Raw genomic sequence first — 21,515 nt, 5'->3', positions numbered from 1 at the left:
CGCGATGGTGAGTCAGATGCTGCCGAGCCACCGGATGGCGGAGAGGCTGGGCATGAAGAAGTACTCGCCGCCGAGCAGGGTGTTGAAGGACTGGATGTTCTGCACCCGGCGGGGCGGGGTGCCCGGCACGGTGAAATAGGCGCCCTTGTCCTGCAGTGAGATCATCGGGTCCTTCTCCTTGCCCAGACCCATGAAGTTGCCGGAGCCGACCCATTCGCTCTGCAGGAACTCGACGTTGTCGATGGCCCGGGCCCCAAGGGCGATGAAGTCCAGGCCGCGCGGCTTGCCGTCGTCCTTGAGGCGGTCCGGGGGCAGCGGGGTGCCGTAGGAGGTGCCGCGCCGGACGATCCGGCGGATGTTGACGTCGGTGAGGACCGTGAGCTTGGTGTCGCGCGGGTTCATCCGGCGGATGTGGGAGCCGAGAGGCGTGCGCAGTCCGCGTGGGTCGGCGGAGTAGTCGAAGTCGTTGATCCGGTTCGGGTCCTCGCCGATCGCGGGCGTGTCGTGTTCCGGGGTCAGTGCGAGGGGTGCGCCACTGCGCCAGCGGCCGACGAGCTTGGCGGCCAGCAGCTCACGTTCGGCCTCGGTGGAGGCGTTGTCGTGCAGCCACTTGTTGAAGGCGGCGACGTGGGAGTGGTACTTGCGAAAGACGACGTAGGTGCCGTTGCGACCCAGGACGTCCGGAGCCGGTACGGGCAGCGGCAGACCGGTCTCGCTCGGGTAGCCGAGGACGAACTCACCGGCCTTGATGGGTCGTCCGTCGCCCGGCAGCGGTTCGGCGCCACTGCCCTCGACCACCGGCTGGCTGAAGCCGTCCCGGTAGCCGAACACGTTGAACCCGTCCGCCGCGAAGTCCTGGTGCGACAGCAGCCGTACACCCGAGACCTCGCCCAACTCCTTCTCATAGGCGGCGACTTCGGCCCGCCAGTCGGCCTCGCTCGCGGCGTAAATTGTGACGGCGACGTGCACGCGCGGCGTGCCGAAGGGGAACTCCCAACGGTCCGGCGCGTTCACGCCCGTGTCCCGCAGCCGCTCGGCGCGGGCCGCCATCCCTGCACGGAAGTTGGCGGGGAAGGAGGCCAGTGAGGTCTCCGGCAGACCCAGCGCGACCAGTCCCTGGTAACTGAGCGCGAGGGCCAGCCAGGACGGCTGCGGTTCGTCCCAGCGTGCCGCCGAGGTCACCCGCGGAGCCAGTCTGCGCAGCAGTTCCCTGCCCGCGGCCGGTTCGGCGATCTCCAGGATCGCGTGGGTGCCGAAGTAGGGCTCGGGCCGGGCCCGTAGCAGGGTCGCCTGGATGTCGTCGAGGTCAAGGGTGGGCGGGCGGCGCAGCCGCCGGAACAGCGGGGACGGCATGGTGCGCCTGCCTTCAGTTGAGGTCCGACAGGAAACGCTGCACCGCGGCCTCCTGCCGCTTGAGCCGGTGGCCCTCCGCGACGGTGAGGTTGGGGTGGGCGACGAACCACGCCTCCGCCGGGACCTGGTACTTGACGATGAAGTCCTTCACGTCGGGCGAGGTAATGCCGGGCCAGCCCTCGACGTTGGTGAACAGGTAGTCCATGAACTCGGGGATCTTGGTCGCGAAGTCGTCGATGTAGGGGTCCCACTCGCCGTCGAAAGCGGTCGCGAACAGCAGCTTGGTGTCGTTCTCGAGGAACACGAAGCGCATGTTGTGCAGCGTGCCGACCTGGCCGGCGCCCGCCAGGTTCCCGCCGACCAGCTTGAAGAACTTCCGCAGGCGTTCGGCGCCGTTCGGCTTCAGCGGCAGGATCGTCGTCAGCTCGGACACCTCGCCGCTCTTGGCGCCGATCCGGCCGGCGGTGGTAACGGCGTGCTCGGCCATCTCCTCCTTGTCGGCCAGCACCTCGGCAACGCGGAGCTTGAGCGCGATCTTCGCGTCCGACAGCGCAGCGTCCACCTTCTCCCGGACGGCCTCCGGCAGCTTCTGGAACTTCGACTGCAGATCCTTCTCGCTCATGGCGTCTCTCCTTGGAGTCAGGCGCCCGCACCAACCCTGGCCGGCGCGCCGGGATCCTGATCTGGCCTCAAAATGTTCTTGGGGAGCTTTCGAGCGACGGCCGACGGCCTGCACGAGATGAAGCATATGCGCAGAAGTGATTAAACCATCAGAGTCACACCTGTGCCCGTCAACACAAGAGCCCGCCGCCGACGGCGTGTCGCCGGCCCCGCCGTGCCGCAGGCCGCGCGGCCCGCAGAGCCGGCCATCTTCTCGCGCCGCACCCGGCCGTCCGTCTTCTGCCTTCCGCCTTCTGCCTTCTGCCTTCTGACTTCTGACTTCTGACTGCACGAAGTCTCGGGGCGCGCAGGCGGCGACGGTCACCGCGAGGACGTGTCCCCGCAGCTGCTGATTTGATAGATTCATCAGATATGTGATCGTCATCGCTAGGGAGGGTAGACTCTGCGTATGCCTACCTCAGCTCCACCCAACAACCGGTTTGAGCGGCGCCGCGCCGAGACGCGCGGCGCGCTCATTCGCGCCGCCCGGCAGATACTCGCCGAGAGCGGGGATGCTGGCGCGAGCATCCAGGCGATCGCCGAGCGGGCGGATGTCGGCTTCGGCTCCTTCTACAACCACTTCGACTCGAAGGCCGAGCTGTTCGACGCCGCGGTGGTCGATGCCCTGGAGGAGTTCGGGCAGCAGAGCGACGAGCGGCTGACCGGGATCGAGGACCCGGCGGAACGTGTCGCCGCAGGCTTCCGCCTCAGCGCCCGGATGGCCGACTCCCACCCGGAACTAATGCAGGTGCTGCGTCGTCGAGGCCTCGGTTACATCCACTCCGACAACGGCCTGGCCCGGCGGGCACTACGCGATCTCGAAGCCGGCATGGCCTCCGGACGCTTCACGGTCACCGACCCCGCGGTCGCCCTGTCCGGGCTGGGCGGAACCCTACTGTCCCTGGTGGAACTGCGGTTCGCCCGCCCCGACCTCGAGGGCGACAAGGCCGCGGTGGACCTGGCGGAGATGGTCCTGCGGATGCTGGGCATGCCGCTGCAGGACGCCCACGAGGTCGCCCGGCGCCCCCTGCCCGAGGGCGCCTGAACGAACCCGTCACCTCCAGAAGCGGCGCCTGCGGTCACGGTTCCCCCAGGGGGACGCCGGAGTCGGTCACGGCTTCACTGTCGGCGGCGGCTGAACCGTGACCCACTTTGGGCGCTCGACGTGCCGCCCCGACACGTGGAGGCCCTGGGGGATGTTGTGCAGGGATCGGCTGGTCGTAGATCTTCGCGAGCAACTGCGTCCCGGCGCCGGGCAGAGCGCCGGACGCCGGGTGGAGGCAGCGTCTTCTTCCACGCCCCCGGACTGCACCAGCCCGGCACGGTCCGCCCGCTGCTCAGCTGGATCTACCAGCCCGCCTTCTGCGGCGTCCTGATCGCCCACGCGAACGACGACTACATCCTGATGACCGCCTACCTCCGCCCAGAACAGGGAATCGCCAGGGACAGCCGGCGCTACTGGGAACGGACACTCCCGCGGGTACTGGGCAGCACCGAGGTCACCATCCGGTCCACCGGCACGTGGACGATGACCTCCCAGACAGCCCGCGCCTTCCGGCAGGGGCGCCTGCTCCTCGCCGGCGACGCGGCGCACCGTTTCCCGCACACTGGCGGTTTCGGCCTCAACAGCGGCGTGCAGGACGCCCACAACCTCGCCTGGAAGATCGCCGCAGTGCTCCGCGGAGGGGCCGGAGACGCCCTGCTCGACACCTACGAGCCCGAGCGCAGGCCCGTCGTCGAACGCTTCGCCGAGCAGAGTGTCGCCAACCACTTCCGCCTCGACGAGGTGACCGCGCCCGTGGGGATCACCAACCGCGCCGTGCGGCAGACTACTGTCCTCGCACCCCTGGCCGGTGGCGCTGCGTAGCGATGTGAAATGAGAGTGAAACGGAGAACGGGCCCGCAGAGCCCCTGCATCCATCAGCTTCTCCTGGACGTGGCCGACAGGCGGCCCCCGCCGGACCGGAAGCCGGTCCGAGGATCTTGTGACACAGGCCAAGTTCGAGCTTTTCCCCCGAGCGGCAGTGCTGTCAGCAAGGCTCTGCTACTGCTGAGCTGCCGCTGAGCGGATCGGCGTTGGGGGCTCTTGGTGGGGGCACGGAACCGGCACCCGATGGCGACGACGAGGAGGAAGGCCGACAGTCCGCTGATGAACGCATCCTGGACGGCCTGCGCCAGGGCGGGCCCCTGGAGCCCGTCGTGATCGGGGTGGCCGGTCGGCGGTGAGGCGGCAGCCTCGATTTCCGTGGGCGCATCAACGTCGATGGAGGCGTGCGGTGATCTTCCCCCGGTCCGGCGTCCCCGCAGGTCAGGCACCCTCCTGACCTGCGGAAACGCCAGGCCGCCGACTCGCACCGAGCGCTGTCGGGCTCGCGATGCGGAAGGGGAGATCCGGGGGCACTCGGAGCGGGCGCGTGGCCTCAGTACCAGACGGAGAACGTGGCGTCGGCTCTGCCGGCAGCAGTGGAGATCGGGTCGATGCGCAGCTGGTAGGCGTAGTGGCGGATGTAGCGGTCAGGGAAGTTGTACGACTGGAACGACGACCAGGACGGGTCGGCGAGCCCGGCGGTCCTGTGGAATGTGGCGTCCTGGGCGAACCTCGTGGTGCCGTCATTGGCGTCCAGCCGCAGCTGGTAGTCGAAGTGCCGCAGATAGCGGGCCGGCTGCGTGAGGGACTGGAAGGAGACGCCGGAGGAGTCGGCCAGGCCCGGCACCAGCGTCCACTGCGAGTCGGTGTAGGGATCGAACGGGTACGGGTCGATGCGGCCGAGGGAATCGACCTGCCGCCAGTATCTGCCGGGGAAGTTGTAGGACTTCAGCCGGTTCCAGGCGGGCCTTCCCCACTTGGCGACCAGGTTGTCGTAGACGGTCTGGGGGATCGGCTTGATGTCGGCGTGCTTGGAGTTCAGCGGCTGGGTGTAGACGCGCCGGTCGGTGGCGGTCCAGGTTCCGGTGGAGAGGTCGCTGGTCTGCCAGGTGCAGAAGAGCGCGTTGGCGTCGCCCCACAGGTACCAGGTGCCGGAGGCCTCGGCGAGGATCGGGCCCTCGATGCCTCCCTGCGGCGCCAGGCCCGAGGTGAACTGGGTGAAGCTGCCGGGGGCGAGGGAGGTGGACCTCGCACCCGTGAGGCTGTTGTGGCCCTTGAAGTACAGGTAGTTGACGCCGTTCACGCCCCTGGCCAGGGTGCCGTCGATGACGTCGTAGCCGGGGTCGAAGAAGACCTGCGGTGCCGTCACCGTCTGGAAGTCCGTGGTGTAGCTGACCATGATCACGTTGTGGCCGCTGCTGTTGACGGCCGAGTAGATGATGGCGTACTGGCCGCGGGAAGGGTCCCAGAAGGCGTCGGGCGCCCAGGTGTGGGTGGCCATGTCGTGCAGTTTCAGGAGGCGGTAGTTGTCGAAGGAGCGCAGGTCGGCGGAGTCCCAGACGTGGATGTACGGGCTCTTCCTGGTCCAGTCGGTGCCCTTCAGGTTGGTCGCCATGACGACGTAGGTGCCGTCCTGCTTGGGCAGGATGACGGGGTCGCGCAGACCGCCGTCGCCCGCGGTCGGGGTGACGACGGGGTTGTTCTGGTTCAGCGGCATCCACTGCAGCGCGTCGGTGCTGACGGCGAGGTGCAGGCCGTAGTCCGTGCCGAGGTTCCTCGGTGACTGGGTGAAGTAGGCCATGACGAACGGGGAGGTCGTCGCGGCGCTCGCGGACCGGCTGCCGAGGGTCAGCACGCCGGTGGTGGACAGCGGCACGGCCGCGGCCATGCCGAGGAAGAGCCGGCGCGACGGGAGGGGTGTTGCGCTCATCTGGTGCCTCCGCGGCGTAGGAAGGTGCGGGCGGATGGAGAACCCGTGGGCGGCCCCGGCCCGGGGCCGCCCACGGGTTCGGTCCCTCGTCAGTTCCAGGGAGCCGCGGTGAGCCAGCTGGTGTCCTGGGCCCACGACTTGGTGTTGTCCCAGGCGTTGGCGCCACCGTTGCCGGCGATGTAGGCCGTGAAGTTGTAGTGGCGGAGGTACTTGGTCGGGAAGTTGGAGGACTGGAAGGAGGTGCCCGCTCCGCTGTTGCCCGCGGTGGGGCAGAAGGTGGCGTCCTGGGCGAACGAGCTGCCGCCGTTGTCCGTGTTCAGGTAGAGCTGGTAGTTGGAGTGGCGCAGGAACTGGCCGGGCTTGTCGGCGGACTCGAAGGACAGGCAGGAGGTGTTGGCCAGTCCGGCGCGGACGATCCAGGTGGCGTTGGCCTTGTCGGTGGCCGAGCTGGCGGAGTTGATGCCGGAGATCACGACCTTGGTGTCGGCGCTGTTGTGGCGCAGGTAGTGGGAGGTGCAGCAGGGTGCGGTGGTGGCCTGCAGGGAGATCCGGGAGCCGGGGGTGAGGGTTCCGGTGCTGGTCGAGCCACTGTTGTAACCTGCGGCGGTGATGTTGGCCTGGACGGCGTTCTCGGTGGCGTCCGAGGGGTAGCCCTGGGTCATCACGCCTTCGTAGAAGGTGCCTTGGCCGGTGTTGCTGTTGTCTCCGCCGATGCCGAGGATGATCGCGCCCTGCTTCTTCATCGGGTTGTAGCCGCCGGCCGTGGGGCGTATGCCGTCGTAGAAGGTGGACAGGCCGCCCGACTGGGCGTCGCCGCCGCGGATGGCCCAGTGGTTCGGGCCGCCCTTGACGATGGCGGTCGTGAACCGGTGGTTGATGGTCGGGTCGCCCGCGTTCACGCCGCGGTTGACCCCGGAGAACAGGCCGTTCTCCAGGTCGGCCATGATCCACGGGCCGGTGCCGCTGCCGGAGCCCCAGCCGGTGCTGGTGCCGAAGTAGATGGCCTCCATGGTGCCGTCGCCGTCGTCGTTGCCACTCGTCTCGGCGTTGCCGTAGTCGAAGCAGCAGCCGCCGTTGACGTGCGTGCCGTCGAAGATGGCGTATATGCCCTCGGGCTGGTCGCCGGTGGCGATGCCGTTGGTGTTGTTGTTGCGGTAGCCGGTGCCGGGGGCGACGTAGACGCCGTACGCCTTGTGCCCGCCGACCGTGACCGGCGCCTCGAAGGCGTTGGCCAGGTTGTCGTTCCCGTTCTCCGCCGGCCCGGGCCAGTACCCCTTGAGCGCCTGGGTGAGGTTGTTGCCCTTGGGCGACTGGTCGTAGATGACGGTGATGACACAGCTGGTATTCGCGCAGAAGGAGTCCTGCTGCGCGGCGTCGGCGTATCCGCCGGCGCTCAGCAGGCCGATGTCCTTGGTCGCGTTGTCGGAGGCGCGCCTGACCTGGTACAGCGCGCCGTTGTAGGTCCCGTACAGGGCGCGGGTGGTGCTGTGCGCGGCGACGCAGGGAGTATTGCCGGCCGCGTAGATGTCGCACGGCCCCTGGGTGGCGGCCTGGGCGCTACCCGTGCCGGTGAGCAGGCCGGCGGCGAGCGCCGCGGCGGCGCCCACCGCGAGGAGTGCGCGCCTGGGGGCGCGGATCCACTGTTCCTTGATCATGAAGAACTCCTACGCAGAATGGAGCGGGAGGTGAGTGGAGCTCCCGGGTGCCGCCGTCACGGCGGCAGCTCGGCCCGGCCGGTAGCTCCGGGCGGGTGCCGTCGCGGGAGTTTGTCGGGTCCGCCGCCGGAGCGGCGGACTCCGCAGAGCGCTCACGGTGAGGCCTCACCGTGAGACGGTCGGGTCAGCTCGTCACGCGGAAGGTGGCGTCGCTGCGTCCCGTCGCGGTGGTGATCGGGTCGAGCTTCAGGTAGTAGGCGTAGTGGCGGATGTAGCGGTCCGGGTGGTTGTACGACTGGAACGACGACCAGGTGGAGTCGGCGAGGCCGGCGACCTTGTTGAAGGTGGCGTCCGCGGCGAACTGGCTGCTGCCGTCGTAGAGGGCGAGCTGGAAGTCGTAGTTGGCGTGCCGCAGGAAGTAGCCGGGGTGGTTCACCGACTCGAAGGAGACGGTGCCGGTACCCGCCAGGCCGGGCCTGAGCCGGAACCGGGAGTCGTCCAGCGGGCTGACGTTCGGGTCGATCCGCACGTCGAAGTTGCTCTGACGGACGTACCGGTCCTGGTAGTTGAAGGACTGGAGCCGCTGGGCGGGGGTGTTGGGCCAGCGGGCGAGCACCCGGCTCTCCTCGGCCGCCGTCAGGGTCGTGATGGCACCGTGCCGCTTCGCGGTGCCGCCCACGTCGTAGGCGGTGGAGGGCTGGAGCCGGTAGGTGCTGACGTCGAACGGGTTGGCCGTCAGGATCGGCCGGTACGCGCGTACGCCCTGCGGGTTGTTGTAGTCGATGTAGAGGGCCCACTCGTCGCGATCCCTGAACTTCATCCAGACCGGGCCTTCGACCACGTTGCCGGTGAGGCCGATGCTGGAGAGGTTGCCGAGGTTGGTCCACGTCCCCAGGATCGAGTTGCTGCCCTCGACGTTGTTCTGGCCGTCGCCGGAGACCCTCAGGTAACGGTAGGGGCCGGTACCTGAGGGCACCTCGGTCATCTGGGTGTCGACGACCGGCGTGGTGCCGGGCGGGTCGATCCACACCTGCGGGGTGGTGATGGTGCGGAAGTCCGTGGTGCGGGCGGAGTAGATGCGGTACTTGAAGATGCCGTTCACGGTGGCGTTCGTCGCCCAGTACAGGACGTAGTCGTTGGTCTCGGGGTTCCAGATCGCCTCCGGCGCCCAGGCGTTCTTTCCACCGGGGATCAGTCCGGCGGCGCCGAGCAGCCACGGGTTCGACCACGTCACCAGGTCCGTCGACTCCCACACCACGAAGTTGGGGCTGCCGTTCTGGTAGGTCGAGCCGCAGCGGACGCACAGGTCGGTCGCGATGATCCAGTACCGGCTGCCGTCGGGAGAGCGCACCAGTGCGGGGTCGCGCACTCCCTTCGTGCCGATCATGGAGTTCAGGACCGGTGCCCCGCCGTTGAGGTCGTTCCAGTGCAGGCCGTCCGCACTGTGCGCGAGGTACAGCATCTGACCGGTCGCGGAGTCGCCGGTGAAGTGGACCATCAGGTAGCCGGGATCGGTGGCGGCGGCCCGCTGGGCTGCGGACAGGGCTTGGCCTGTGAAGAGGAGGCAGACGGCGAGCAGCATCACCGACAGCCGGGCGCGAAGCGCGGACATGGACGTCTCCTGATCGTTCTGTGCGTGCACCAGGGCGAAGGGAGGAACTGGGGTGGTGGGCGGGCTCGGTCTCGGCGGGGCGGGACACGGTCGGCCCCGCACGACGCAGCGGGAACAAGGCCGCCCGACTGGCCGTCTCTTTCCGAGTGCGGCACGTGTCGGCGTGGTGACGGCGGGAGTGCGCAGCCCGGAGTCGTGAGCGGTCGGGCAGCGCCGTTTCCAGGTCGCTCGTGTGAACCGGAAGTGACGTCGCTGTTTCGCTCCGGTGAGAGTGTTAACGCTAACAATTGGGTCGACAAGAGGAAGCACTCGCTGTTACCCAATCTTGACCCGCCTGGATCTACTCGACCGCCACCAACGCCTCACTGGGACCGTGCTCCTGACGGGCCGTCGGCGAGCGCCGCCGGGGAAGCGGGCGTGAGCTCACGCCCCGGCGCGCGGGACAGGCCCGCCGAGGGGCCGGGCGGCGAGTAGAGCGACTGCACGCGAGCGGCTTGGACGGCGGCGCACACGAGCCGGTTCGAAGTTCGGTAGCACTGCTTAGCGCCCTGCAGCGACCAGCCAATGCGATCCCTCGTCACTGCTCCGTATTTCTCGACTCATCTCATCCGGTTGCGGCCGCCGCGTGTGCACTGGTTGTGAAATGACCTTCCATGCGACCTCTGTTTCCACAGGTCAGAGGCGTGTTCGATCAGAACTGCGACCTGTAGGAGTGGTTCCGACCTGCGGAAACACAGTTTGATCTCTCAGCGTTTTCGCAGGTCAGACAACCCTTCTGACCTGCGGAAACGCTGTCTTCGAACCCGCCATCGACTGTCTGACGGCTCGCGATGTGAAATGAGAGTGAAATGGGGAACGGGCCCGTGGAGCACCCGAACCCATCAGCCTCTCATATGCGTGGCCGACAGGTGGCTCTCGCCCGGCGGGAAGCCGGTACCGAGGATCTTGTTGCGCACGCCGAGTTCGAGCTGTACCCCGAAGCGGCAGCGCTATCAGTAGCGATCTTCTACCGCGGAGCGTGCAGGGGCTGCGTGCCCCGCGATCTCGACGGGCAGGTGGAGGCGGCGCGGCCGTTCAAGCACGTCATCCTCGGCCGGATCCCCGTCCTGCACGCTCCGCCGGCAGCGCCAGGTAGCCCAGGAGCCGGATCAGCCGCCCCTCGTAGCCAAGCCCCCTGGAGGCGATCCCGGGCCGCGTCGGTCACTGCTCGCCTCGCTGGCCGAGGAGCGACCTGTCCGCCGGGCCGTTCGCCCCTTGGAGAAGCTTGCCCATGTCCACGGCATGACCAACAGAAGGCACCATGTCCGACGACATCGACAACAGCGGCGACTGCACCCCGCGCTGGGCCCCGGACCGAGGATGAGGAACCCCAGCCGATGTGCGGCTGGGGTTCCTCGTCGTGATCACCGTGGAGCAGGCGGCTCAGCGCTGTAGCGTGAGCAGGCCCGGCCGGTACGGCAGGTCCAGGTACTCGGTGCCCGCCGGGACGTTTTTGAGAAGGCCCTGGTAGAGGAACTGCAGGTTGCAGGGATCGATGGTCATGGTCTGGTCAGGATTGTCGCGGACCAGGTCACCGTGGCTGACGCCCTGGGCCCAGGTGGAGCCGCTGTTGGCCTGGCCCGCGAAGGGGCTGCTCTCGCTGCCGGCCTGGACTGTCCACGGACCGTTCAGGCTGGAGGCGGTGAACGAGCGGAAGTAGCGGTTCGTACCCTGCGCCTCAACGATCATGAGGTACTGATTCTGGCCCTTGACCTTGTAGACCTCCGGCGCCTCGAACAGAAGCTGCTCCGTGTCACTCATGACCGTCGTGTACGACGAGCCGAAGCTGCTGGGGAAGTTCCCGATCGGCATGCTCGCCCGGTAGATCTTGCCATTGTCACCGGCGAAGAACAGGTACATGTTCTGGTCGTCGGCGATCATGGTCGGATCGATCGGGGCGTCCCTCCGGGTCCCGGGGCCCTCTGGGAGGCTGCCGGTGAACAGCGGCTGTGCTGCGGACCAGCCGTTGGGGTTGGTGGGGTCGCTGGACGTGCGGTAGTAGAGCGGCCACTGACTCCACTGGGACACCATCACCCAGACGTTCTTGGGCGCGAAGTAGAACAGTTCGGGCGCCACCGCGGGCTGGCTCATCCCGGTCTGGGTGGCCGCTCCCATGTCCGACCAGTTCGCGAAGGGGCTGAACGCCGTCGAGCCCCACGACGTTCCGTTGGAGGTGGTCGCGTAGACCAGGTTCTTGCCGTTGTACTTCACGGTGGTGAAGTCCTTCAGCGCGAGCTGCCCGTTCGCCGGCTCCGCCAGCGGACCCGTCGATGTCCAGCGGTAGGTCGTCGGAAGAGCGCATGTGCCGGTGGAGACGTCGGCGACGGGGACGAGCTGCCACTGCTGGTTGCTGCCTCCCCAGTCGGCGTACTGGACGATCTTGCCGCCGTCGGCGGTGGAGGCGCCCTGGACCTCAAGGGCCTTGCTGCTGTGGCGGTTCAGGAGGCGGACGTAGCCGTCGGTGGAGTCGGCGAGGCGGAACTGCTGGTTGGTCGCGTTGAGGTCGCTCCACTGGACGACGTCGGTGCCGTCGGCCGAGGACCAGTTGTAGTTGTCCAGGACCTTGCCGGAGTTACGGTTCTGCAGGCGGTAGTAGCCGCTCCCGGAGTCCAGGAAGCGCCATTGCTGGGCTTCGTTGCTGGTCCGGGTCCACTGGACGACGGGCGAACCGTTGGCGGTGGCGAAGTTGTAGTCGTCCAGCGCCTTGCCGCTGTTGCGGTTGACCAGCACGTACCACTTGCCGGTGTCGACCGAAGCCGCCGAGGCGGACGACGGGTTCACCATGGCCAGGAAGCCGGCCACGAAGACCATCGAGAGTATGGCGGCCATCCGAGGCCGCCATCCTCGCCGTGTCGAGCTTCGCCGAGCTGTACCGAGAGCGTTCATCTGCACCCTCCTAGGGGCGACTTGGGCAGGGATCGGTCCTTCTCGGTGCGTGCGGACCAGGCACGGCACGTCTGAGGCGGCGGCAAGGCGTGACCCCTGCGGGGTGGGGGGCACCGGGTCTCCGACGGATTGTTAGCGCTAACAACTTGAAAGTCGAACATCCGGCGTGCTGCAGGGAGGAAACCATGGGGCATGAGAGGTCGTCAAGCACTACGCCGCAACCTGACTGTTACTGAGCTGTCATCAGAATCCCGTCCTGTCAGAGGTGTTGACGGGGCAGATGTGAGCGCTCATGCGCTTCGATTGGGAGCAGTGGTTCTCCCCTCTCGTCGACCGGGCCCAGACCATCGGATCGGGATGGCTCTACCACGGCAACCCCGATGACTGCGTCGAACTCGTCACCCGCGCCCTGAGGGCGTTCGCCGCTCCCTCCCTCAAAGGCACCACGCGCTTTCAGATGCAGATGGCCACCGAAGCGGTGGCCACGGGCTTCGTCGAACAGCGGATCCTCTCCGCCGCACCCGTGCTGGAGAACCTGGCCTGGACGAAACTGGTCCTGGGGAATCTGATGACGAGGGAGGATTTCAAGAGCTGCCACGCCGAGGACAAACTGCGCTATCTGCTGACCTCCGCCGGCGAGCCGACCTCGATCGACCCAATTGCCCTCCCCGCTCTAGCCAAGTACGCAACAGACCGCCGAATCGATGGCGCCACAGCCGTCACCCGTATCCGGAACCGGCTGGTCCACCCCAAGATTCTCGCCGACGACCTCTACGCACACGAAGGACTGGCGGCCGGTAGAGGCCCGCCACCCGCAGGCCGCCGGCCCGCTCGGGGACGGGGCGCAGGACGGTCCGCTGCAGGGTCGCGGCCACCGTGCGGGTGCGCAGCAGGGTGCGGCTCTGCCGGATCCGCTGCCAGGAGAGGGCGGTGCCCATCACGCCGGCGAGCAGGGTGGAGATGTAGACCCAGACGTGGTGCTGCTCGTCGAGGTGCCCGGCACGCAGGGCCAGCAGGAGCTGGAGGACGAGGGTGCCGGCCGTGGCGCCGGCGGTGATCGCCGGGCCGTAGCTGAACGCCACCACCACCGGCAGCGCGGTCAGCAGGAAGCCGGCTGCGACGGCGTCCGGGACGACCGCCTCGGCCGCCAGGTCGAGCACCAGCAGCACCAGCGGGAGCCAGGCCACCCAGCGCGGCGGTCTCGGCTCCTCGGCCACCGGCTGCGGTGGGCGGGGCGCTGTGGGCACGGCGGAGACCTCCTGGCCGGCCGGTGGGGGCGCCGGTCCGGGGCGAACCGGTCCGGGGCGGCCGGTTCGTCCTTCCATGCTCCCCCACCTGCGGCGCACCGGCCCCTTGCTTTGGTCCCGGCCGCCCGGGCCGAACGCCCCTGGCCCCGGGAGCCGCAGTTCAGCGGACCGTGACCGGCAGCGTCTCGTAGCCGCGCAGGACGAGGCGGTCCCGGCGGGTGGAGACGCCGCCGGGAGCCAGCCTGGGGAAGCGGTCGAGCAGGGCCGGTACGGCGACCTCGGCCTCCATCCGGGCCAGCCGGGAGCCCAGGCAGAAGTGCGGGCCGCCGCCGAAGCTGAGCGGCTGGCTGTCGGTGCGGCCGGGGTCGAACAGCTCCGGACGGTGATAGCGGGCCGGATCGCGGTTGGCCGCGCCCAGCAGGACCAGCACCACACTGCCGGCCGGCGCCGGCACCCCGGCCACGGCGAGCCCCTCGGCGGCCGCGACCCGGGTGGTGAGCTGGACCGGGGAGTCGTGGCGGAGCACCTCGTCGGTGAGCAGCTCGGGCGCCACCGCGCCGGTGCGGAGCCCGTCCATCGCCTCCGGGTGGCGGAAGAGCAGGGCGAGACCGTTGCCCAGCAGGTTGGTGGTGGTCTCGAAGCCGGCCACCAGCAGCAGCACCAGGTTGGCCAGCAGCTCGGCGCCGGATATCCGGTCGGGGGCCTTGGCGGCGATCCGGGCCAGATCGCTGACCAGGTCGTCCTGCGGGCGGGCCAGGCGCTCGGCGACCAGCGCGGTGAAGTAGCCGGACAACTCCTCGGCGGCCTCGTCGGCGACGGTGAGCTCGTCGAGGTCCTGGATCAGCTCCAGCGCGATGGTGAGGTCGCCCGCGAGGCCCCGGAAGCGGTGGCGGTCCGGCCCGGGGACGCCGAGCAGCTCGCAGATCACCTCGACCGGCAGCCGGAAGGCGAAGGCGTCCATGAAGTCGACGGGCGAACCGTCGGCGCCGCGCTGTGCCATGCCGTCCAGCAGCCGCCCGACCGTCGCCGCCACGGCCGGCCGCAGCGCGGCCACCCGGCGGGCGTTGAACGCCGAGGCGATCAGCGAGCGGACCCGGCCGTGGTCGGGCGCGTTCCGCTGGAGGATCGAACGGCCGAGCAGGGTGACGGAGGAGTGCCGGGCGACGGCGGCGTCCGACAGGGCCAGTTCCCCGGTGTCCTCCAGTGCGAAGGCCGGGTTTCGCAGCACCTGGTTGGCGGCGGCGTGCCCGATCGCCAGTACGGTGCCCGGCCCGGCGGGGGCGGCCGCGCCCAGCTCGTGCGCCCGCGCGTACAGCGGGTACGGATCCGCCCGGCCCTCGCTGGTCATCAGCTGTCCAATGATCGACGCGCCGTCCATCCGGTGCTCCCCTCCCGAGACCCGACCCCTGGCCTCTCAACCCTCCGTGGGCGGAAGGAAGTTCCCGTCCGGCGCAGACCCTGCGCCGGGCGGCCCGCGCCCGGTTCACCCGCGCCGGACCGGGCGGTCGGTACGCTGGCCGCATGGAGATCTGGATCAACCCGCGCTGCGGGAAGTGCCGAACGGCGCTCGGCGAGCTGGAGGCCGTGGGCGCCGAGTACACCGTGCGGCGCTACCTGGAGGACCCGCCGACCGCCGCCGAACTGGAGAAGGTGCTGGAGCGGCTGGGGCTGGAGCCGTGGGACATCACCAGGCTCGACGAGCAGTCCGCCAAGGACCTCGGGATGAAGAAGTGGACCAGGGAGCCGGGTGACCGGGCGCGCTGGATCGCGGCGATGGCCTCGCACCCGATCCTGATCCAGCGCCCGATCATCACCGCGGACGACGGCCACGCCGTCGTGGCCCGCACGCCCGAGGTGCTCAAGTCCGTACTGCCGAAGAAGGGCTGACCCGCGCGGGAGCCGCTCCCGGTGCTGGTGCGGCCACCGGCACCACGGTGGGTGCCGCGGCCGGTACCGCCGTCAGTGCCGCTGGATGCGCTGCACCGGCTCACCCGGGCGCCAGGACGTGATCCAGAGGTGGTCCTCGCCCACCGTGGTGTGCACCACCTGCTCCAGCTCCAGCCGGAACGCGTGGAACGGGCCGGGCGGCGGCTCTGGCAGATCGGCCTCGTAGGCGGCCAGCTCGGCCTCGTCGGTGATCTCGACGGCGCGGCCCGAGATCTTGGAGTCCCCGCCCTCCATCGTCTCGTCGCCCGGGTGGGCGTGCAGGGCGAAGCGGCCGTCCCGCTGGAGATCGCGGGCCTTCACCGCCCCGTACATCGACCCGAGGGTGAGGTCGGCACCGATGAAGTCCACCTCGATGCCGCTCACCCGGGGTGAGCCGTCCTTGCGCAGCGTCGCCAGGACGTGGTGTTTGTTGGCCTCGAAGCGGGCCCGCACGGCGGGGGCCAGATCCGGTGCCTCGTGCTCGAAATCCTGCCAGGTAGCCATGGCGTCAGTGTGGCACCGACCGGTGACGATCCCGGTGAACCGGGGCGTTGTCGGTCCCCGGTGCCAGACTGGCCGGATGACCACCACGACCACGTACATCGCCTTCCTGCGGGCCGTCAACGTCGGCGGCCGGACGGTGAAGATGGAGCGGCTGCGGGCCCTCTTCGCCGAGCTGGGCCTCGGCGACGTGCGCTCGTACATCCAGAGCGGCAACATCTTCTTCACCACGGACGAACCGGACCGAGCCGCGCTCACCCGGCGCATCGAACAGCACCTGACCGAGGCGCTCGGCTACCCCGTCCCGGTGATGCTGCGCACCGTCGAGGAGGTCGAGGCGGTGCTCGCCGCCGAGCCGTTCGCGGGCGTCGAGGCCACGCCGGACCTCCGGCTGATGATCAACTTCCTCTCCGAGCCGCTGCCGGCGGACTTCCCGGTCCCGTACACCTCGCCGAAGGGCGACTACGAGGTGATCGGCGCCGACCCGGCCACCGCCTACGTGGTGGTCCACCTCCAGGACGGCCGGCTGAAGAGCACCGGCAACCTCTTCGGCAAGTCCTACCGGGGCTCGGCCACCGCCCGGTTCCTGCACACCACCGTCAAGATCCTGGCCGCCGCGAGGAAGAGCTGACCCCGCCTCAACGCGCCCGGGAGCCCGGTCCGCGCCGCCGGCGCCGCCCCCTGGGGCCCGGCCGCAATCTGGACAGGTGGGGGCGGCTGAGCCGACAATCGGGCCATGACGTCTCCTGAGATCCGGACGCACGTGGTCCGGCCGTCCGAGGTCGAGCGCGAGCAGGCGCTCGGAGTGCTGCGGGAGGGCGCGGGCAGCGGCCGGATCTCGCACGACACCTTCCTCGGCCGGATGGAGCTCGTGCTGCACGCGAGCAGCCGGGCCGAGCTGGACGAGGCGATGGCGGGCCTGCCGGCCGGCAACCCCGTCGGGCGGTTCCTGCTGCGGACGGTGGGCCAGGTCTCGGCGTTCGGCGTGCGGCTGCGCGGGGCGTGGCGGATCGAGCGGCTCCCCGGACTGAGCCTGCCGCAGGGCGGGGAACGTCAGCTGACGATCGGACGGGTCCCCGGCTCGGGGCTGCGGCTGCACGACATCTCGGTCTCGCGCCACCACGCCGAGCTGCGGCGGGAGGGCGACAGCTGGGTGCTGTACGACCTCGGCTCGACCAACGGCACCCATGTGAACGGCCTCCGGATCGCGGGCGGGGTCCGGGTCCGCCCGGGCGACCAGGTCCGCTTCGGCAACCTGGAGTTCCGGCTCGCCTCGGGCTGAGCGGCGACCGGCCGGAACGACACGTCGCGGAACTCCTCGGCGACCGTGCCGATCCGACGTGGCATCACGGTGCACCCGATCGGCTCCAGACAGCGGCGACCGGCCGCCACCGGTGCAGCCGGCGGCCGGGTGGTGCACCCGCTTTGCCGGCCGCGCACAGGGCGGGCGGCCGGCGGCAGGCCCGCGTACACGCCGGCGCCGGCGGTCAGGCTGCGGTCGGCACCTGGCCGACGGGTGATCAGGGAGCAGTCGGAGACCGGAGAACACCGGCGGACGGCAGCCCCGGGCCCGGCGGCGGGAGTGTCGGTGGGCGGTGCGAGGATTCGGGCATGAACCAGGAGACCGAGCTCACCTTCGATGTACGGCGCGAGGCCGAGGAGCGTGCCCGCGAGTTGATCCGGTGCGGCTTCCAGGAGTCCGACGAGATAGCCGAGTCCCTGGTCGACGAGTTCGAGGACCAGGGGCTGGAGGAGGAGGACGCCGAGGAGATCGTCGCCCCGCTCTGGCGGGAGCGGCTGGCCGAGCAGGCGTCCTGGCCGGAGACGACGGACGTGGACCGGCTGGAGGAGGCGTTCGACGCCCTGGAGGATCAGGGCATCGTCGCGGCCATGGACTTCACCTGCTGCGCGAGCTGCGGCTACGAGGAGATCGGCGGCGAGGCCGAGGAGGACTCCCGCGGCTTCGTCTTCTTCCACCAGCAGGACACCGAGGGCGCCGCCGCCGGGCGCGGGCTGATGCTGCGGTACGGCGGGTTCCGCGCCGAGGGCGAGTCGAAGGATTCGGCGGAGCGGCGGACGGTGGAGATCGGCCGCGAGGTGGTCGCGGCGCTGGAGGCGGCGGGCCTGCCGGTGGAGTGGGACGGCTCGCCGGGCAAGGCGATCGCCGTCACTCCGCTGACCTGGCTCAACCGCCTGCCGGAGTAGGCGCCCGTCGTCCGCTCGGGCGGTCAGCGGCCGACGAAGCGTGCCGGGCATGCGCCACGCGCGTAGATCACCGGCCCGGAAAATCGGCCGCCGGTCACTCGGCGGCGCCGTCCCGGACGTCGGGCGCGCCCCAGAGCGGGGCGGTGCAGCGCTGGTAGGTGGACTGCCAGTGCGGCCAGCTGCGGGCCACGTCGTCATCGCAGTCCGCGATCAGCCGCTCGACCTGCGCCGGCTCGACGCCGTCCAGCAGCCAGGCGAGCGCGTCCGCCGTGCCCGGGCCGTCGGCGGAGCGCAGCAGGTCCAGCAGCTCGGGCAGGCCGCCGACCCGGGAGGTGGTCTTGAACACCAGCTCCATCCGGGGCAGCAGCTGCCGCTCCTCGATCCGCAGGTGGGTCTCCAGCCGGGCCGCGAGGTCCTCCATGGCGTAGGCGACCGGCCAGGCGCTGCCCGCGTCCCGGCTGGCGATCCGGACCAGGGTGCCGACCCGGGTGAAGGAGTGGTCGAGGTTGTGGTGGTCCTCCTCCAGCCAGTTGAGCAGCAGCCGCAGCTCGGGCGCGAAGCGGCGGACGATCGGCCAGACCCGGCCGTCCTGCTGCTCGTGGTGGCAGGTCAGCATCGCGTTGACGAAGTGCCAGTGCCGCAGCAGTGCGGCGCCCTTCTCGTCCTCGCCGGGCTGGAGCAGCCGCAGCGCGTTGGGCAGCCGCGCCAGGTCGCGGCGGAGCGCCGCGTGCACCAGCCGCAGCCCGGCGAACCGGACGGCCTGCGGCTCCTCGTCGGCGGCCTGCACACGGTCGGAGCCCCGCTGGGCGGGGGCTGCGGGCGGGGACGCTACGGGCAGCAGATGGCTCGGCATGACACTCTCTTCACGACTTGGCACGGCTGGTGGACGGCGGTTCCACCAAAGTGCTCACAGTCGATCAGAGCCGAATCAATGTCCGATTGACGTGCAGGTCAGCGGGCCGGCCGGGGCTGCCCACCTCGCCGGAAAGGCGTCGGCGCCGGGGGCCATGGAGGCACTCCCGGCGCCGGCGGCGCGGCACGGACCGGGTCAGTCGCTCGCCGGGCCCGCCAGGTTCTTGCTGAGCCACTGCAGGGTGTCCGGGATCATCTTCTTGAAGTCGCTGGTGAGGTGCTTGCCGCCGGGCTGCTCGTAGTACTCGACGGAGAGCGGCGGCGCGGCCTTGGCGACCCACGCCTTGACCAGCTTGGTCTCGTAGCCGTTGGCACCGCCGGCGGTGGCCAGCATCTTCACGTCGGCCTTGCCCTGGGCGACCATCACGTCGGGGCTGTTGGCCTGCCGCTCGGCCTCGTGGCCCTTCCAGAACCCGGAGTCCGGGTTGAAGTAGCCGTCGATCGGGACGGCGGCCTTGAACTTGTCCGGGTACTGGAGAGCGAGCTTCGCGCTGCAGAAGGCGCCGGTGGAGGCACCCATCAGGCCCCAGCCGTCACGGCCCTTCACGGTGCGGAAGTTGGCGCGGACGAAGTCCGGGATGTCCTCGGCCATCCAGGTGCCCATCTTGGGCTGGCCGGGGATGTCGGAGCAGTCCAGGGCGTTCTTCTCGTCGGAGGTGAAGTTCTGCACCGGCATGATCATGATGAACGGGTGTGCCTTGCCGGCCTTCGACAGTTCGGCGTCCTGCTGCTGGATCGGCAGCTGGTCGTCGGTCCAGGTGTTGTAGCCGTTGCTCTGGCCGCCCGCGTAGAGGGTGAGCACGGGGAAGCCCGACTTGGCGAACTTCGGGTCGTTGTACTCGGGCGGCAGCCAGACCCAGACCTTGCCGGAGACCCCCGACTTGGGACCGGCCAACGTGGTCACGAAGATCTGGCCGACGGGGGTGTCCCGGGCCTTGGCGAGGGCGGCGGTCGGACCGGTGGGCATCAGGACCTTGCCCGAGGCGGTCGGGGCGGCGCCGGCGGGCGTGGCGGAGGTGCTGCCCCCGGCCGTCGGGCTGCCCGGGGCGCTGCTGCCGCTCGTGCTCGGCGTACCGGCGGCCTTGGCGGAGTCCCCCTTCTTCCCGCCGCCGCTCTCCGTACTGCCGCAGGCCGCCAGCGAGGCGGCCAGGGTGAGGGCGGCGACGCCGGTCAGGACGGCGCGAATACGGGTGGGCTGCGGCTGCACGGTGAGGACTCTCCGACCGGTGTCGCGCCCGCTCCGTCGGGAGTCGGGCGGTGGCCCCCGGGTGGGGCCGGACAGGCCCGGGGCGCGACGACGTCCGTGACCCCCCGGGAGTCGGCGCGCCCTCCCTCGCGGCGGCGCGCCGTCCTGCGATCTTATGACGTGGGCCGGGGCGGGCCGGTTGCGGTACGACCGACGTCGGTCCAACGTTTGATCCTGATCCGGTAAAGACTTCCGGCACCCCTGCCGACCGGCGGGGAGGCGCCCCCGCCGGACGGCGGGGAGCACAGTCGCGCAGGTGCCGCGCCCGCCGCGTTTTGGGCCCTCGTACCAGTGACTCCGGGAGCCGGATCGGGGACGATCGGCTCGCCCGTACCACCGTCCGAGGAGTCCGCCATGCCCCAGCAGATCGCCGTCGTCACCGGAGCCGGGAGCGGGGTGGGCCGCGCCGTGGCCGTGGAGCTGGCCGCCGCCGGCTGGCGGCCGGTGCTCGCCGGACGGCGGGAGGCGCCGCTGCGCGAGACGGCCGGGCTCTGTGACGCGGCCGCACCGGGAGCGGCGGCCGGGACGGACGACGGCGGGGCCGTCGTGGTACCGACCGACGTCACCGACCCGGCGGCGGTGGACGCGCTCTTCGCGGCGGCCGCCGAGCGGTTCGGCCGCGTCGACCTGCTGTTCAACAACGCCGGGACGTTCGGCGCGCCGACCCCGGTGGACGAGCTGGACGTCGCCGAGTGGCGGGCCGTGGTCGACCTCAACCTGACCGGGGCCTTCCTCTGCGCACGGGCCGCGTTCCGGCAGATGAAGGCCCAGGACCCGCAGGGCGGCCGGATCATCAACAACGGCTCGATCTCGGCCCACGTGCCGCGCCCGCAGTCGATCGCGTACACGGCGACCAAGCACGCCGTGACCGGGCTCACCAAGTCGCTCTCGCTGGACGGCCGCCCGTACCGGATCGCCTGCGGGCAGATCGACATCGGCAACGCCGCGACCGACATGACCGCGGTGATGAGCGTCGGCGTCCGGCAGGCTGACGGGCGGGTCGCGGTGGAGCCGACCATGGACGTCGCCGACGTGGCCCGCACCGTTCGGCACATGGCCGGGCTGCCGCTGGAGGCCAATGTGCAGTTCGCCACCGTGATGGCGACGGCCATGCCCTACATCGGGCGCGGCTGAGCGCAGTCCCCGGCGGCCGCGAGGCCGGCCTTACTCGTCGTGGGAGTACCGGTTAGCGCCACCGGGCGCCGTGCTCGTCGAGCCGGTAGACGCTGGTGGTCGGCCAGTACTCGCCGGCCTCGGTGACGGGCAGTTCGGCGCGGAGCACCATCCGCAGCGAGGGCGGCGGGGCGGTGGCGTTGACGCGCTTGCGGTGGCCGTCCCAGCGGCCGCCGCAGAGTTCGACGTCGAGGACGACGGGGAGGGCTCTCATTTCCGTGATGCTGGCAGCGTTCACCCGATACGGGAGGTTTGACCCGGCGACGCCACCCGCAAGGGGGAACCGTCGAACGACAGGCTGAC

19 protein-coding genes are annotated in these 21,515 nt (G+C 70.1%); 7 read left to right on the top strand and 12 right to left on the bottom strand.

Annotation, left to right across the window (positions count from 1 at the left end):
- Positions 1-12 precede the first annotated feature (12 nt).
- Together ACZ3YO_RS00865 and ACZ3YO_RS00860 are read right to left on the bottom strand one after the other, a co-directional pair.
- Positions 13-1,353: a Dyp-type peroxidase gene (locus tag ACZ3YO_RS00865; protein WP_465563117.1), complete on the bottom strand. Its 1,341-nt coding sequence runs from the start codon at positions 1,351-1,353 to the stop codon at positions 13-15.
- Positions 1,354-1,366: 13 nt separating this feature from the next.
- The gene (locus ACZ3YO_RS00860) at positions 1,367-1,975 is read right to left on the bottom strand and encodes a hypothetical protein (protein ID WP_465563114.1); all 609 of its coding nucleotides are present in this window, start codon (positions 1,973-1,975) and stop codon (positions 1,367-1,369) included.
- 447 nt (positions 1,976-2,422) lie between these two features.
- On the opposite strand from ACZ3YO_RS00860, the gene ACZ3YO_RS00855 reads away from it, so the two are divergent.
- Positions 2,423-3,058 carry a TetR/AcrR family transcriptional regulator gene (locus tag ACZ3YO_RS00855; RefSeq protein WP_465563111.1) on the top strand — a complete coding sequence of 212 codons (636 nt, stop codon included), beginning with the start codon at positions 2,423-2,425 and terminating at the stop codon, positions 3,056-3,058.
- Between the two features lie 156 nt (positions 3,059-3,214).
- On the top strand, positions 3,215-3,880 hold the full coding sequence (locus tag ACZ3YO_RS00850) for an FAD-dependent monooxygenase (RefSeq protein WP_465563109.1): 666 nt from the start codon (positions 3,215-3,217) through the stop codon (positions 3,878-3,880).
- Between the two features lie 553 nt (positions 3,881-4,433).
- On the opposite strand, the gene ACZ3YO_RS00845 is transcribed toward ACZ3YO_RS00850, so the two are convergent.
- The 6 genes from ACZ3YO_RS00845 to ACZ3YO_RS00820 form a co-directional block, all read right to left on the bottom strand.
- Positions 4,434-5,810, bottom strand: coding sequence for a glycoside hydrolase family 43 protein (locus tag ACZ3YO_RS00845; RefSeq protein WP_465563106.1), 1,377 nt, complete (start codon positions 5,808-5,810; stop codon positions 4,434-4,436).
- An 89-nt stretch (positions 5,811-5,899) separates the two neighbouring features.
- Positions 5,900-7,465: an alpha-L-arabinofuranosidase B gene (locus tag ACZ3YO_RS00840; RefSeq protein ID WP_465563103.1), complete on the bottom strand. Its 1,566-nt coding sequence runs from the start codon at positions 7,463-7,465 to the stop codon at positions 5,900-5,902.
- A gap of 184 nt (positions 7,466-7,649) precedes the next feature.
- Complete coding sequence (locus tag ACZ3YO_RS00835; RefSeq protein ID WP_465563100.1) at positions 7,650-9,077, bottom strand: glycoside hydrolase family 43 protein; 1,428 nt, start codon at positions 9,075-9,077, stop codon at positions 7,650-7,652.
- A gap of 1,422 nt (positions 9,078-10,499) precedes the next feature.
- Positions 10,500-11,945, bottom strand: coding sequence for a non-reducing end alpha-L-arabinofuranosidase family hydrolase (locus ACZ3YO_RS00830; protein WP_465563097.1), 1,446 nt, complete (start codon positions 11,943-11,945; stop codon positions 10,500-10,502).
- Between the two features lie 776 nt (positions 11,946-12,721).
- Positions 12,722-13,249 (bottom strand): hypothetical protein, encoded by a 528-nt coding sequence (locus ACZ3YO_RS00825; protein WP_465563095.1) that lies wholly within the window; start codon positions 13,247-13,249, stop codon positions 12,722-12,724.
- Between the two features lie 160 nt (positions 13,250-13,409).
- Entirely contained in the window at positions 13,410-14,627 is a 1,218-nt protein-coding gene (locus ACZ3YO_RS00820) for a cytochrome P450 (RefSeq protein WP_465563092.1), read from the bottom strand.
- Positions 14,628-14,770: 143 nt separating this feature from the next.
- Here ACZ3YO_RS00820 and ACZ3YO_RS00815 point away from each other — a divergent pair, with 143 nt between their 5' ends.
- Entirely contained in the window at positions 14,771-15,136 is a 366-nt protein-coding gene (locus ACZ3YO_RS00815; protein WP_396319471.1) for an arsenate reductase family protein, read from the top strand.
- A gap of 72 nt (positions 15,137-15,208) precedes the next feature.
- Here the strand turns inward: ACZ3YO_RS00815 and ACZ3YO_RS00810 are convergent, their stop codons facing one another.
- Positions 15,209-15,679 carry a pyridoxamine 5'-phosphate oxidase family protein gene (locus tag ACZ3YO_RS00810; protein ID WP_465563089.1) on the bottom strand — a complete coding sequence of 157 codons (471 nt, stop codon included), beginning with the start codon at positions 15,677-15,679 and terminating at the stop codon, positions 15,209-15,211.
- Between the two features lie 76 nt (positions 15,680-15,755).
- Between ACZ3YO_RS00810 and ACZ3YO_RS00805 the strand changes: the two genes are divergently transcribed.
- From ACZ3YO_RS00805 to ACZ3YO_RS00795, 3 genes are all read left to right on the top strand, one after another.
- Positions 15,756-16,307, top strand: a complete 552-nt coding sequence (locus ACZ3YO_RS00805) for a DUF1697 domain-containing protein (protein WP_465563086.1) — start codon at positions 15,756-15,758, stop codon at positions 16,305-16,307.
- Positions 16,308-16,412: 105 nt separating this feature from the next.
- Complete coding sequence (locus ACZ3YO_RS00800) at positions 16,413-16,958, top strand: FHA domain-containing protein (RefSeq protein WP_396319475.1); 546 nt, start codon at positions 16,413-16,415, stop codon at positions 16,956-16,958.
- Between the two features lie 329 nt (positions 16,959-17,287).
- On the top strand, positions 17,288-17,881 hold the full coding sequence (locus ACZ3YO_RS00795; protein WP_465563083.1) for a DUF6891 domain-containing protein: 594 nt from the start codon (positions 17,288-17,290) through the stop codon (positions 17,879-17,881).
- A 94-nt stretch (positions 17,882-17,975) separates the two neighbouring features.
- Here ACZ3YO_RS00795 and ACZ3YO_RS00790 read toward each other — a convergent pair whose 3' ends face one another.
- Both ACZ3YO_RS00790 and ACZ3YO_RS00785 read right to left on the bottom strand, forming a co-directional pair.
- The gene (locus tag ACZ3YO_RS00790; RefSeq protein ID WP_465563080.1) at positions 17,976-18,734 is read right to left on the bottom strand and encodes a hemerythrin domain-containing protein; all 759 of its coding nucleotides are present in this window, start codon (positions 18,732-18,734) and stop codon (positions 17,976-17,978) included.
- 195 nt (positions 18,735-18,929) lie between these two features.
- Positions 18,930-20,000: an alpha/beta hydrolase gene (locus ACZ3YO_RS00785; protein WP_465563077.1), complete on the bottom strand. Its 1,071-nt coding sequence runs from the start codon at positions 19,998-20,000 to the stop codon at positions 18,930-18,932.
- A 393-nt stretch (positions 20,001-20,393) separates the two neighbouring features.
- Here ACZ3YO_RS00785 and ACZ3YO_RS00780 point away from each other — a divergent pair, with 393 nt between their 5' ends.
- Positions 20,394-21,173 carry an SDR family oxidoreductase gene (locus ACZ3YO_RS00780; RefSeq protein WP_465563074.1) on the top strand — a complete coding sequence of 260 codons (780 nt, stop codon included), beginning with the start codon at positions 20,394-20,396 and terminating at the stop codon, positions 21,171-21,173.
- Positions 21,174-21,225: 52 nt separating this feature from the next.
- On the opposite strand, the gene ACZ3YO_RS00775 is transcribed toward ACZ3YO_RS00780, so the two are convergent.
- Positions 21,226-21,426: a hypothetical protein gene (locus tag ACZ3YO_RS00775; RefSeq protein WP_465563072.1), complete on the bottom strand. Its 201-nt coding sequence runs from the start codon at positions 21,424-21,426 to the stop codon at positions 21,226-21,228.
- Positions 21,427-21,515: the final 89 nt, after the last annotated feature.

The organism is Kitasatospora sp. NPDC022785, from assembly GCF_055561295.1.
This window is presented reverse-complemented; position numbering and strand designations above follow the sequence as displayed.